At 52.8% G+C, this 13,020-nt stretch carries 11 protein-coding genes; 7 read left to right on the top strand and 4 right to left on the bottom strand.

Annotation, left to right across the window (positions count from 1 at the left end; translation table 11 throughout):
- The first annotated feature begins 36 nt into the window (after positions 1–36).
- Positions 37–1,563, top strand: coding sequence for a sensor histidine kinase (locus tag EQM14_RS14965; protein WP_128743969.1), 1,527 nt, complete (start codon positions 37–39; stop codon positions 1,561–1,563).
- Between the two features lie 55 nt (positions 1,564–1,618).
- Positions 1,619–2,293 (top strand): response regulator, encoded by a 675-nt coding sequence (locus EQM14_RS14960; protein ID WP_128743968.1) that lies wholly within the window; start codon positions 1,619–1,621, stop codon positions 2,291–2,293.
- 5 nt (positions 2,294–2,298) lie between these two features.
- On the opposite strand, the gene EQM14_RS14955 is transcribed toward EQM14_RS14960, so the two are convergent.
- Positions 2,299–3,339, bottom strand: coding sequence for a LacI family DNA-binding transcriptional regulator (locus tag EQM14_RS14955; protein WP_164919109.1), 1,041 nt, complete (start codon positions 3,337–3,339; stop codon positions 2,299–2,301).
- Positions 3,340–3,505: 166 nt separating this feature from the next.
- Here EQM14_RS14955 and EQM14_RS14950 point away from each other — a divergent pair, with 166 nt between their 5' ends.
- The 5 genes from EQM14_RS14950 to EQM14_RS14930 all read left to right on the top strand — a co-directional run bounded on the left by EQM14_RS14950 (position 3,506) and on the right by EQM14_RS14930 (position 8,812).
- Complete coding sequence (locus tag EQM14_RS14950; RefSeq protein WP_128743966.1) at positions 3,506–4,663, top strand: class II fructose-bisphosphate aldolase; 1,158 nt, start codon at positions 3,506–3,508, stop codon at positions 4,661–4,663.
- Positions 4,664–4,680: 17 nt separating this feature from the next.
- Positions 4,681–5,841, top strand: coding sequence for a diphosphate--fructose-6-phosphate 1-phosphotransferase (locus EQM14_RS14945; RefSeq protein ID WP_128743965.1), 1,161 nt, complete (start codon positions 4,681–4,683; stop codon positions 5,839–5,841).
- A 62-nt stretch (positions 5,842–5,903) separates the two neighbouring features.
- On the top strand, positions 5,904–6,857 hold the full coding sequence (locus EQM14_RS14940; RefSeq protein ID WP_128743964.1) for a triose-phosphate isomerase family protein: 954 nt from the start codon (positions 5,904–5,906) through the stop codon (positions 6,855–6,857).
- A complete protein-coding gene (locus EQM14_RS14935; protein ID WP_128743963.1) occupies positions 6,854–8,338 on the top strand; it encodes a lactate racemase domain-containing protein in 1,485 nt (494 codons plus the stop codon). Before EQM14_RS14940 ends, EQM14_RS14935 begins: the two co-directional genes overlap by 4 nt.
- Before the next feature lie 60 nt (positions 8,339–8,398).
- On the top strand, positions 8,399–8,812 hold the full coding sequence (locus tag EQM14_RS14930; protein ID WP_128744366.1) for a DUF3842 family protein: 414 nt from the start codon (positions 8,399–8,401) through the stop codon (positions 8,810–8,812).
- 60 nt (positions 8,813–8,872) lie between these two features.
- On the opposite strand, the gene EQM14_RS14925 is transcribed toward EQM14_RS14930, so the two are convergent.
- From EQM14_RS14925 to EQM14_RS14915, 3 genes are all read right to left on the bottom strand, one after another.
- Positions 8,873–10,006, bottom strand: coding sequence for an anaerobic sulfatase maturase (locus EQM14_RS14925; protein WP_128743962.1), 1,134 nt, complete (start codon positions 10,004–10,006; stop codon positions 8,873–8,875).
- 19 nt (positions 10,007–10,025) lie between these two features.
- Positions 10,026–10,517, bottom strand: a complete 492-nt coding sequence (locus EQM14_RS14920) for a hypothetical protein (protein ID WP_128743961.1) — start codon at positions 10,515–10,517, stop codon at positions 10,026–10,028.
- Between the two features lie 420 nt (positions 10,518–10,937).
- Positions 10,938–13,010: a DUF262 and DUF1524 domain-containing protein gene (locus tag EQM14_RS14915; RefSeq protein ID WP_128743960.1), complete on the bottom strand. Its 2,073-nt coding sequence runs from the start codon at positions 13,008–13,010 to the stop codon at positions 10,938–10,940.
- Positions 13,011–13,020: the final 10 nt, after the last annotated feature.

Here is a 13,020-nt window from a genome sequence, read left to right as displayed (position 1 = left end):
TGTCGACAGGAACTTCATTGCGAAAAGGAGTTTCGTATGCTGATCATCATATTGGTAATTCTATTTCTGGATTCCGTCATCTTGACCGTGATGAGGAAAAACATCAGTTCCCTGCTGTTTTTCGGGCTCTGTACAAGCCTGATCCTCATGCTTTCCGGGATCATTCTGTACACGGCGAAAATTGGGGGGCTCAGCCACGCCCAGTATATTTTTCTGTTCTTGTCGGTCCGGATTCAGACCAGAATGCAGTACGCCATCATCACGCTTGACAAGCTCGGTTACCTGATTGCCGTCGGGCGCTACCTGTTCCCTTATTTTCTGCTGCTGATTTCGATCAGCTATTCCACGATTCCCTTTATTTCCCGCAACAGAAAATGGATGCACCTGTTTTTCCTGCCGCCCGCCGCCTCGCTGATTCTGTACTATCCGCAGGTGTTCTATGTGGTGGTGTGCAACCGGTTTGCCCTTCAGACCTGGATGATGTCGCTGACGCTGGTCTGGATCCTGCTTTACCTGGCGGCCGGCATATTTCTGATGGTCCATGAATACTCTGCGGTTCCGGTCGCCTATTTCCGAAGGCAGTTTCGAAATATTCTGATTTTGCATATCAGCCTGGCGTTCCTGTATGGTATCAACTGCCTTCAGGACCCGATCCAGGTCTACCAGCTGTACGGCTCGGAATATCTCTGGGTCAGCGGGATCTCCTATTCCAATCCGGCAATGCCTCTCTTCGGCTGGGTATTGCTGACGGCGGTCACGATTTTCTCTTCGTTTGTGGGGTTTTGGAACCTGGTCCGCTACACGCAGGTCAATTATAAGACGAATCTGGAAGACGTTGTACTGCAGCGGAAGTTCGAAATCACGAACGCGGGCATTTCGGTTTTTGTACACAGCATTAAAAACCAGATTCTTTCCTGCGGCGTGGTGCACAAAAGAATCCGGAAGATATTGGATTCGGATTCGCCGGACCTTGCGGCTCTGAGAGAAAACATCGATTTGCTCGGGCAGCTCAACGAAAATATGCTGACTCGCATCAACCGGCTGAACGCAAACACAAAATCGCATTCCATCATTCTGCGTCCGGTTTCCGCGGAACGGATCGCCGGTCTCGCGATCCGGCGTTTTCACGGCAAATATCCGGAAAGCGAGGTCAAACTGGATCTTCTTCCGAATATGTTCGTCCTCGCGGACGAAGAAAGCCTTTCGGAGGCTCTTTGCAATCTGCTGATGAACGCGCAGGAGGCGATTCTCGCCGCGGGCAGAGGACCGCAGGGGGAAATCAGCCTGAAAACGTACAACGGAAGAATCTATACCTTTTTTGAAGTGAGTGACAACGGCGGGGGAATCTCAAAAAGCGAGCAGAAAAAGATCTTCGACCCGTTCTACACGACCAAAAACACGAACTATAACTGGGGAATGGGGCTGCATTATGTAAAGCGGATTGCCAAAAGCCATTTCGGCATGCTCCGGTTCGAAAGCGTCCCCGGTCATGGCAGCAGCTTTTTCCTGACCCTGCCGAGGTATGAGCCCCGCGCGAAAAAGGACTATATTCCATTGGACTGAAGCTTCTTTGAAGGCCAGCGGCGCAGCGGCATCAAGGATAAAGGGGAGAAACGCCATGGCAGACAAAATCAGAATCGCAATCGCGGAAGATTTTCAGCTGCTTTGCGACGATTTGTGCGAATTTATCAATCAGCAGAGCGATATGACCGTCGTCGGAACGGCGCACTCAAAACAGGAAATCCTGCGGCTTTCCGATCAGGCCGAATGCGACATTATCCTGATGGATATCGAGATGGAGACCCTGCATTCCGGCATTGAGGCCGCCGAGATCATCCGGGACAAAAAACGCGACCAGAAAATCATCTACCTGACCGCGCACGACACGGAAGAGATGATTCTGACCGCGATGGGGACCGGAGCCGTCGATTATGTCGTCAAGGGGCAGGATTACGAGGAAATTCTTCGGCACATCCGGGCGGCTTACCGGGGGGAGCCGATCATGGAGGTAAACATCCAGCAGAAGGTGATTAAGGAGTACTCCCGTCTTCGCCGTTCCGAACGCAGCCTGCTGTTTTTTATCAACAGCATCGCACAGCTGACTCCGGCGGAGCGGCAGCTGATCCAACTGCTGCTCAAGGGAAAATCGGCCAGTGAAATCGCGGAAATCCGCTGTGTCGAGCTGGTCACGGTCAAGACCCAGATCAAAAGCCTGCTGCGAAAATTCCAGTGCAGGCGGACAAAGGAAATTGTCACGCTGATTAACGAGCTGAATATCGGCTATCTTTTCTAAAGAATTCAGCCAGCGGGCCGGGCGCAGCTTTCGCGCGTGACCAGCGTGAAGGGAATCTCGATTTTCATGGGGAGGGAATGCCCGCCCTCGATGCGGTCGATCAAAGTCTTCACGGCGATTTTTCCCAGTTCCTCCTTCGGAATATGGATGGCGGTGAGCATGGGGGAGGTAAACTGGCAGATTTCGGTGTTGTCGATGCTGATGATCGAAATTTCCTTCGGAATCCGAATCCCCTCCTCGTGAAATGCTTTCATGACTCCGACGGCAGTGCTGTCGTTGGCGCAGAAGATGGCGGTCGGTCTGGTAGCGACGAATTCGGAGGAGCCCAGAACGGCGGTGAGGATTTTTTTTCCGCCCAGGTAGCCCCCCTGCATGGATTGCTCCGCTTCGACGATGTGTTCCTGCCGCAGCGGGAGCCGGAGCTCCTGAATCGCGTCGTAATATCCGCGGTAGCGAACTTCGTCCGATTTCTCTCCCAGGTAGCCGATGCAGGTGTGGCCCAGGGTATGCAGATACCGCACGGCGGTTTTTGCCGTTTCGTAGCCGTTGCAGATGATCTGGTCATAGGGGTCGCTGATGGGGTTCAGGCCGGTGTAGACAATATTTTTCGAGCCTTTTTTAATCTGGTTCATCAGGGAATGGGAATACCGGCCCAGCACAACGATCCCGTCATAGCGGGCGTCCGAAAGGTTCTGGACCGTGTTTTTCAGGTTCAGCGCCGTGTAGACGCCGGTCATTTCATATTGGTTTTTGATGCACTCGTATTCGATCGACCGGAAAATCTGGGAGAAAAACGGATCGGTTTTTCCGTCCGGCGTGCGGGCGAAAATACAGGCGATCTTGCGTCTGGACCCGGGTTGGGAAGGAGGGTTTCCCAGTTTCAGGCTCTGGGCGGACCGGTTAGGGACATAGCCGGTTTGGCGGACCAGGTCCCAGATCCTGCCGCGGACTTCTTCGCCGGCGACGTTGGGGTCGTTCTTATTGACGACCCGCGACACGGTAGAAACGGAAACGCCCGCTAGCCGTGCCAGTTCTTTCAGAGTCATCGGACTGCCTCCTTCCATGGAATTTTATGATACCATATTGAAACAAGTTACGCAAACGTTTTAGTAAAATTCCGCGTTGAACCGGTCTGTTTGGTGTTAGAATCTAAGCAAATAAAAGCTCTGTTACGTCTTGTGTGAAATTTTGACAGAAGAAAGGATGTTTTGCGTGGCACTGGTTCCATTAAGGCCTGTACTGGAGGCAACAAAAAAATACGGGTTTGCTCAGGGTGCGTTCAATGTCAACGCCGTTGCACAGGCAAAAGCGGCCATCGAAGTCCATGAGATGTTCCGTTCCGCCGCGATTCTGCAGGGGGCGGACCTTGCCAACGGCTTCATGGGAGGCCGCACGGATTTCATGAACGCGACGCTCGAAGACAAAAAGGCCGGAGCAAAGCGGATTGCCGACGCGGTGAAAAAATACGGCGGGGATTCCCCCATCCCGGTCGTTCTCCACCTGGACCACGGCAGGGATTTCGATTCCTGCAAGGCCGCGATCGATAACGGCTATACCTCCGTCATGATCGACGGCTCGTCGCTCCCGTTTGAGAAGAATGTGGAACTGACGAGGGAAGTCGTGAAATACGCCCATGAGCGGGGCGTGACCGTCGAAGGGGAGCTCGGGGTTCTGGCCGGAGTGGAGGACCACGTCTTTTCGCAGAATTCCACCTATACCAACCCGATGAAAGTGGTTGAATTCATCAAAAAGACCGGGGCCGACTGTCTGGCCATTTCCTACGGGACCATGCACGGGGCGGTCAAGGGCAAAAATGTCAAGCTGCGCCGGGAAATCGCAATCGCCGCAAACGAGTGCCTGATGCACGAAAACCTGTTTGCCGTTCTGGTCTCCCACGGTTCTTCCACCGTGCCGCAGTATATCGTCAGTGAAATCAACGAACTCGGCGGAAACATTCAGAACGCGCACGGCATCCCCATCGAGGAGCTGAAAGCGGCCATTCCGTGCGGCATCGGAAAAATCAATGTGGATACCGATATCCGTTTGGCGGTCACCCGGAACATGAGAGAATTGTTCCAAAACAGGCCGGAACTTCGCGAAAGCAACTCGGTCGGCCCGGTCTGGAAGATCATGGAGGAGAAGAAGAAACAGTTCGACCCGCGCGCTTTCTTCCCGCCAATCATGGATACCGTCATGTTCGGTACGCTTCCGGATCAGGATGTGGCCGCTTTGATGGACTGCGTTGAGCGCGGCGTCAAAGAAGTCGTCGGCACGCTGATCGTGGAATTTGGCTCGGTCGGGAAAGCGCCTCTGGTTGAGCGCGTGCCGCTGGAGGAAATGGCCGAGCGGTACCGGAAGGGTCAGTGCTGAGAAAAGGGGAGAAGTATATGAATGGGAATTTGCTGATTCTTCACGGAGGGGGCCCGACGGCCGTCATCAACGCGTCGCTTTACGGCTCGGTGATGGAAGCGAAAAAGCATGGAGAGGTTGAAGCGATTTACGGAGCGGTCGGAGGTACGGCGGGCCTACTGGCGGAACATTTCATCGATTTTTCCAAGGTGCCCCAGCGAGAGCTTGAGCTGTTGAAGCAGACGCCGGCAAGCGCGATCGGAACCTCGCGCACTCATCTTCAGGAAGACGATTACCTGAAAATGGTTTCCATCCTGAAGAAGCATAACATCCGCTGTGTGCTGCTCAACGGCGGCAACGGGACCATGGACACCTGCGGAAAGCTCTACCGGGCCGCGCGCGGCGAGGGGATCCGCGTGGTCGGAATTCCAAAGACGGTGGACAACGACATCGCCATTACGGACCATTGCCCCGGCTACGGCAGCGCCGCGCGCTTTCTGGCACAGGCCACCGCGGAAATCGCGCAGGACGTGCGCTCCATGCCGATTCATGTCTGCGTGATTGAGGCGATGGGACGGAACGCGGGCTGGATCACGGCCGCTTCCGCCCTTGCCGGGCAGAGCGGGCGGACGGGCCCGGACCGGATCTATCTGCCGGAGTTTGCTTTCAATGAAGAAAGATTCCTCGCGGATACCAAAAAACTGTTTGACGAACACGGCTGTGCCGTGATCGTCGCCAGCGAAGGCCTGAAAAAAGCGGACGGTTCCCCAATCGTCCCGCCGATCCTGCAGAGGGGAAGAGACACATACTTTGGGGATGTGGGCGCCTACCTGGCAGAACTGGTCATCAAGCGGCTTGGAATCAAGGCAAGGAGCGAAAAGCCCGGAATTCTCGGCAGGGCGTCGGTCCTGAACCAGTCGCCGGTCGACCGGGACGAAGCGATTCTGGCGGGAGAAACGGCTTGCAAAGCGGCGCTGGAGGGCAGAACGGGCGTGATGATCGGATTTGAGCGGACCGGCAGCTCGCCTTACTCCATGCGCGTCATTGAAATTCCGGTGGAAGAAGTCATGATGCATGAAAAACCCATGCCGAAGGAGTTTATCTCGGAGGAGGGTCTTGGCGTAACGGACCGTTTCGTCGAATGGTGCCGGCCGCTCATCGGCGGCGATCTGCTTGATTTTGCCTGGTTCGGAGATTGACGGGAAGAGCCCGAACGGGGCGCTCAGGCATATCGGCGGAACATCTGGAAGGAGGCAAACGGATGAAAAATATTTTTATCAATTTAAAACGGTTTGACGTGCCCAGGGAAAAGGGCGGCGTCTGTCCCTCGGAACAGCCGGGGGAATGGATCGAAGAGGTCATGAAGGACAGCGTGAATCTCGGCATCGGGCTGTTTCCGGACGTAAACGTCGTTTACTTTGTTCCGGAAGCCCTGATTCTGCCGGCGCAAAAAGCAATCGGCGGTTTTCCGGCGGAGCAGAGGGGCCGGCTCTCGGTCGGCTGCCAGAGCGTATTTCGCGACAATATTAAAAAGGGCAAAAATTTCGGGGCTTTCACAAGCAATATGCCGGCGGCCAGCGCCTGGCAGATGGGCTGCCGATGGTCGATCGTCGGGCACTCCGAGGAGCGGCGCGACAAGCAGGAAATTATCGGGGCCTTTCAGCCGGACTGGAATCAGGACGCGCCGCTCCGCGAACGGTGTGCCGCGGCGGTGGACGGATTGATTAACCGCGAAGTCCTTTCCGCGCTGGAGCAGGGAATGAACGTGCTGCTCTGCATGGGGGAAACCGCCGAGGAACGCGGCGAAGGCAGCATGGAACAGCAGCAAAACAGGGTGAAGGCCGTTTTGTCCGCTCAACTGGCCCGCGGCCTGAAGGGCGTTACGGAGTATCTTCCGGAGCGGAAGATCGCAATCGGCTACGAGCCGATCTGGGCGATCGGCCCGGGAAAGACGCCTCCCGGGAAAGAGTATATCTCCTACGTCTCGTCGATGATTAAGGAGATTGTTGGGGAACGGTTTGGATTTGAAATTCCCGTCGTGTACGGCGGCGGCCTGAAGGAAGAAAACGCCGAGATGATCGGCGGCATCGACAGCGTTGACGGCGGGCTTGTCGCGCTGACCCGTTTTTCCGGTGAAATCGGATTTTTCACCGAAGATCTGAAAAAAATCGTGGAAAAATATCTTGCTGGTAATAAGGAAGGAGAAAATGTATGAAACTCGATTTTGAATATGGGCAGGGGCTCATGCCGGCAAATCTGCCGGACGACACGGATGTATTTATTCCCGGGGTAACGGTGCCGGATCCGCCTTATATTCCGGAGGACAAGCTGGTGGAGGCGACAAGAGAATCCATTCTTCACCCGATCGGGATGGAGCCGCTTTCCGAGCTGGCGCACAAGGGGTCCAGGGTGACCATCATTTTCCCTGACAACGTCAAGGGCGGCGAGCAGCCGACCGCGCACCGCAAAGTCTGCATCCCGATCATTCTGGATGAGCTGTACAAGGCGGGAGTGGAAAAGAAAGACATCCTTCTGATCTGCTCGAACGGCCTGCACCGCAAAAATACACAGCAGGAAATCTACAACGTGCTGGGGCCTGAAATTTTCCATCAGTTCTGGTATACCCACCAGATCGTCAATCACGACAGCGAGGATTACGACCATATGGTCAATTTGGGCACGACGGACCGCGGCGATCCCGTTCTGATGAACAAATACGTCTATGACTCCGACGTCGCCATTTTGATCGGGCACACGCAGAGCAATCCCTACGGCGGCTATTCCGGTGGGTACAAGCACTGTGCGACCGGCATCACCCACTGGCGCAGCATCGCCTCCCACCATGTGCCGGAGGTCATGCACCGCGCGGATTTCTGCCCGGTCAGCGGCCATTCGCTGATGCGCACCAAGTTCAATGAAATCGGCATGCACATGGAAAAATGCATGGGCAAGAAATTTTTCTGCTGCGACGCGGTGCTGGATTCCAAATCCCGCCAGATCGAGATCAACAGCGGCTACGCGAAGGAAATGCAGCCGGTTTCCTGGAAAACGGCGGACAAGCGCACCTATGTCAACTGGGCGGAAAAAAAGTACGACGTGCTGGTGTTCGGCATGCCTCAGAAGTTCCACTACGGCGACGGCATGGGCACGAATCCGATCATGCTGATGCAGGCGCTGTCGGCGCAGGTGCTTCGCTTCAAACGCATCATGAGCGACCACTGCGTCATGATCTGCTCCTCCATCTGCAACGGGTATTTCCACGAGGAGCTTTGGCCGTACCTGCCGGAACTGTACAAAATGTTCCAGCACGACCATATGAACACGCTGGCCGACATGAACCGTTACGGCGAGTATTTTGCGACCAACGAGGAATATATTCGCAAGTACCGCTACTGCAACGCATTCCACCCGTTCCACGGGTTCTCGATGATGAGCTGCGGCGACATTGCCGAACAGAACACCTCCGCCATCTACCTTGTGGGAGCGGAACAGCCCGGCATTGCGAGGGGAATGGGCCTGAAAACCCGCGCCACTTTTGAAGAGGCTCTTGCCGACGCCAAAAAGAAGTACGTCGGCGATCACCCGAATATTCTGGCGCTTCCTCAGACGTTCAAGATCGCTTCCGTCCATCTCTGCATGAAGGATGAACCCTACGACGGGACCAACGGGCACGCCGACTGCGGATTCACACTCTGATTGCGGTTTATCCCAGGGAAACGCGGCAAGGAAACGCAAGCCGGAGGAATGGAAAAAGCTATGAAAATCATCGTGATCGACGGACAGGGCGGCAGCCTTGGAAAACAGCTGATCGCCCGGCTGCGGCAGATTTTGCCGGACCAGCCGGTGACTGCGATCGGGACCAACAGCATTGCGACCGCCTCCATGCTGAAAGCGGGGGCCAGCGAGGGCGCTACCGGAGAGAACCCGGTTCTGGTCAACTGCGCCAGGGCGGATTTAATTTTAGGCCCGCTCGGCATCCTGATCGCGGATTCCCTTTTGGGGGAAATTACCCCGGCGATGGCGGCGGCCGTGGGGAACAGCACGGCGCAGAAGATTCTGATCCCCGTCAACAAGTGCAACTGTTCGATTGCCGGGGCGCAGGATATGACTTTAGCCGGTTATATTGAACATGCCGTCGACAAGGCGGCCAGGCTGATCCGGGTAGGCTGAAAGCCCTGCGAAAAAAAGGACCCTCCTTTCAAAAAGACGAAAGGAGGGCCCTTTTTCTGTTCAATATCCGTTCGGAGGAGTCTGCGCTACCGTGCGGGCGACCTCAGCCAGCCGCGGAGCGGTGTACTCGAAGAATCTTTGGAAAGACGGGCAGTAATAGTTTTGCAGCTTGCCGCCGACCGGCTGCCAGTCCCGCTTGCAGCCGCCGAGACAGATGGGAAACCATTTGCACCCGGCGCAGGCATCCGGCTTTTTCAATCCCTCCTCCTGAAACTTCCGGGCGAGCGCACAAGCGCCGGCGCCGGGCAAAGACGCGTTTTCCAGCGTCCCCAGCCGCCATTCGTCCAGAACGTAAAAATCGCAGGGATACAGGCTGCCGTCGCTCTCCACGACAAAATAGCTTCCGCAGCTGCCAGAGGTGGCGCAGGAACCGGAGGGCAGGCCCATCATCAGATGGACATAGTCGTCGAAGAGCCGGATGCTGACATATTCGCCGCTTTTCCAGTCAAGATACCAGGCGTCAAAAAGACCGCATAAGAATTTTCCGTAAGCGTCCGGAGAGAGGGAATAAGGCGCTTCGCCGCGCTGTCCCTTCAGAGGATCGAGGCACGGGATAAACTGCAGGTACTGCACGCCGAGTTTTTTCAGCGTATGGTAGACTTTTTGCGGGCTGCGCGCGCACTGGCCCGTCACGACACAGAGCAGATTGACCTCCACCCGGTTTTTTTGCAGCAGATGCAGAACGCTTGTAATCCGGTTCCAGGTCCCTTTTCCTTCCCGGTCCTTTCGGTAAAGATCGTTGAGGTCCTTCGTACCGTCCGCGGAGAGGCCGACCAGAAACTGATGTTCCCGGAGAAACGACGCCCACTCTTCATCGAGGACCACGCCGTTGGTCTGGATCGCGCGGCTGACCCGAATGCCCGGCCGCTCGTATCTGCTTTCAATTTCAAGAAAGTTTCTGTAAAAATCGAGACCGGCCAAAGTGGGTTCTCCGCCCTGAAAGGCAAAAGAGATTGTCCCGCCCGGCTCCACGGCCTCGCAGGCGGAACGGATCAGCTTTTCCGCTGTTTCGCTGGTCATGAGCCCCATGCTTTTGACCGAACGGTTTCCGGAGACATCGTCGTAAAAACAGTAGCGGCAGCACAGGTTGCACAGGCTGGAAGCGGGTTTGATCAGAAGGCTGACATTTTTCAAGCCGTGTCCTTCCTTTCTGCTATTTGTTGAGAATGGACTGAATTTCAGAAACGTCTCCCGCGAAAGGAAAGGTGAAGACCAGGTTCTGATTCAGATAACACGCCGCCCCGCCGGGAATTTTGCGGACAGCCTTGATTTCCGGGAATGCAAAGGACATGCAGTAGATGGAGCCTGCCAGAACAACCTGCTTCCGGGCCTGATCCAGATAGACCTTGAAACGGCCGTCCGGGAAGTACGGCAGAAGTTCCTTCGCGTCGCGCCGGATATGCCGGTCGATGAGAGGGGAGAAAATCCGGATATAATGAAAGTTTAGAAGGATCATAACCGCGATGGCCAGAAGAACCAGGACGATCCGTCCACTGGAAATTGCGTAGAAAAGAAAAATACAGGGGATCACAAGCAGGAGGATGCTTATGGGCATCCAAGCCAGCTTCGTCGTGAACATCCGCCGGAACGCGTTTCTCTGGTCTTTCAGATAAGCCGGCTCGCCGTAAGTAAACTCCGCCAGCACGCGCGCGTCGGGAGAAATAGAATCGCGGATGGCCTCACTGCCGCTCAGGCTGCAACGAGGTCATGAGCTTAATGTCCTATATGTATTTTACCAAATTTTAGGACAAGAAAATAAGTCGCCGCTGTATTTTACGTTTTGTGTATACACGGGAATAAGTCCATGGTCAGAAGTTGAGTGAACGAGATTGATGTTTTTCCGTGTATAAAATGCAACGAGGTCATGAGATTAATGTCGGGTCTGTGTTTAGCAATTTTTCCGTGCAAGGGAATAGGTCAACGGCTTTTTTGTACGTTTTTCCGTACGATGGAATATTTCAAGGGTATTTTTCGATTCTATTTATGTTGGGTAGCAAGTCCATCAATTATCACACTAATACGAGGCATAATACCTGACTTGCCCAAATTGGTAATCGTTAAAAAATCAATCGGCCTGAACATGATATGATTGATCGATAATCGACATCACATCATCGAGTTGGCTCAGCGAATCAAGGAACAACTCGACATCGCCATTTCCCCAACGTCCAAGTTCGCTTACATCCTTGCATATGCCTTTTGGATCGATAACATCTCCGAATGGCATATTCACTGATAGGCGTAACCGCTCTTTCTGAATTACGACATCAACAAAGTTTGTGTCCAGTTTATAAGCAACATACAACTTTTTGAATTCCTTATGGACGTCCGGGGACAGATTAATAATCCGGAGATCCAGCTTTTCAAACAACATCCGGGTATATGAATTCAGATGTTCATAACTATCAAGTGTGTATTCGGACTTTGCCACTTCGGTTTTCTTCTTATAAGGGGCGATGCCTTCATCTGTGATCGATGGATAAGACCAAATTTGCAAAGCTTTTGTTCCGAGCTCTTTAGCACGTTCCTGAATCTTTTTAGCATTCCATGTGTCCTGCAAAACCACATAGCTGTTGATCCTTAATGCGCTCTGCTTAAATCCGCCTTCCATATTGAGCTTATCAGTGAAAGAGGAATCGCTCATTTCCGAATTGTATGCTGTCAATGTGAGGTTGCCCAGCGTGTGTAGGTACGTTTTTTGTACCTCACGCCAATCATGCCCTAAATCAGAAATCCATTCGGGGGAGAGATTCAGATTCTGTGGCATGATGTGCTCGATGGTATAATTTTCAATAGTAATAGGTGCTTTATTCTGAAAGTTTTCCAGTTTTCCCAGAATATAATTTCTAATGCGCATATTATAGACATCGCGTGTAGTCAGAGTGGCGACAAACTTCTCATCGGTCGGGAATTCTTTATACGATTCCATAAGTACAAATGCAGCCTTAATAGAATTCAAATAGTCACCTGTTTTTATAAAGTTTTTAAGGGTAGCAAATGTCTTGTTCATGGAATTAGTCGGAATATTACAAACTGCACGCCTTAGGACATAATTGATACACATTCTGATAATCTCTATGAGCTCATCAAGCGTAATAAGCCCTTTTTCCTGGTCATGATGGACTCGCAGCAAGAAAGGATAAACGACTTCACTCCGTAAGGCCTGAATCTCGGAGTAGCAGGCTTTGAGGGCCGGTTCACTGCTCCTGCAGAAACACATATCCGTATAATATTTGGCAAATGTATATATATCTTGACAGAGATCTCGCACGGAACCAAATTCACAATTCAAGTGATACTGCTTGAATTCCTCATATACATGATTGACTTTTGGTATGCGGCCGAGCTTCATCGTCAGGTAATCACGGAAGAAGCGATCCATAAGAGCCGATTGTCTTTCATAATCAAAGAGCAGCTCCGTAGGTCTCCAGATGTTTTCATATACATAAATTTGTTCATCATTGTCCAGTCCCATAAGAATATAGTTTCTAATCAGGTCAGACTCGGACAAATCCATTCCTGTTGAATTTAAACTTTCAAATATTGCCTGTGGATCATCAACCTGTCTGTCAAGTGTGATGTTCACGATCTGCAATTTACCGATTGATTCATATATAGCAGCAGGTTTCAATTCTTCGGATGCGACTTTTTCAACGAAGAAATTGTAATTTTCGATGATGCGGGACGGCTTCTCATTTGGGGTCGGCTTCTTCTCAATTAAATTTATGAGCGCATCGCGGTCGGCTTCGGTCAAAAGCATCTTGTACCGATCATAACCCGACTGGAAGTCATTCTTCAGGCACATGCTGGTTATCATTGGAGCATTGATGGTCTGATCTTCCTGGTGTTCGTCCGCATAGTCCCGAAGAGCAATAAGAAGCAATGTCAGTGTAGTCATGCGCTGCTGCCCGTCAATGATCATGAATTTCTGGACACCGGTGGGCATGGCTTGTTCTGCAATATTGACAATGGAACCCACAAAATGGCCCACCTTGTTTTCTTTTTGCATTGCAACAATATCTTGCCACAGGCGCTGGCATTGTTCCCGCTCCCAACTATAAATTCTCTGATATACAGGTATGATGAACTGCTTGTATCCGTTTAATATTGCGAACATATTGCCTTTGATAGCATCCATACCGAGTCCC

Origin of the sequence: Caproiciproducens sp. NJN-50 (genome assembly GCF_004103755.1) — a bacterium.
Classification (GTDB): Bacteria; Bacillota; Clostridia; order Oscillospirales; family Acutalibacteraceae; genus Caproicibacter.
Note: the sequence above shows the minus strand (reverse complement) of the source record. Positions and strands in the feature narration are given on the sequence as shown.

Excerpts from the sequence above, each read along its gene's own strand:
- EQM14_RS14915 (WP_128743960.1), bottom strand. The coding sequence starts at position 13,010 with ATGGATGCTATCAAAGGCAATATGTTCGCAATATTAAACGGATACAAG.
- EQM14_RS14955 (WP_164919109.1), bottom strand. The coding sequence starts at position 3,339 with ATGACTCTGAAAGAACTGGCACGGCTAGCGGGCGTTTCCGTTTCTACC.
- EQM14_RS14935 (WP_128743963.1), top strand. The coding sequence starts at position 6,854 with ATGAAACTCGATTTTGAATATGGGCAGGGGCTCATGCCGGCAAATCTG.
- EQM14_RS14945 (WP_128743965.1), top strand. The coding sequence starts at position 4,681 with ATGAATGGGAATTTGCTGATTCTTCACGGAGGGGGCCCGACGGCCGTC.
- EQM14_RS14940 (WP_128743964.1), top strand. The coding sequence starts at position 5,904 with ATGAAAAATATTTTTATCAATTTAAAACGGTTTGACGTGCCCAGGGAA.
- EQM14_RS14930 (WP_128744366.1), top strand. The coding sequence starts at position 8,399 with ATGAAAATCATCGTGATCGACGGACAGGGCGGCAGCCTTGGAAAACAG.
- EQM14_RS14960 (WP_128743968.1), top strand. The coding sequence starts at position 1,619 with ATGGCAGACAAAATCAGAATCGCAATCGCGGAAGATTTTCAGCTGCTT.
- EQM14_RS14965 (WP_128743969.1), top strand. The coding sequence starts at position 37 with ATGCTGATCATCATATTGGTAATTCTATTTCTGGATTCCGTCATCTTG.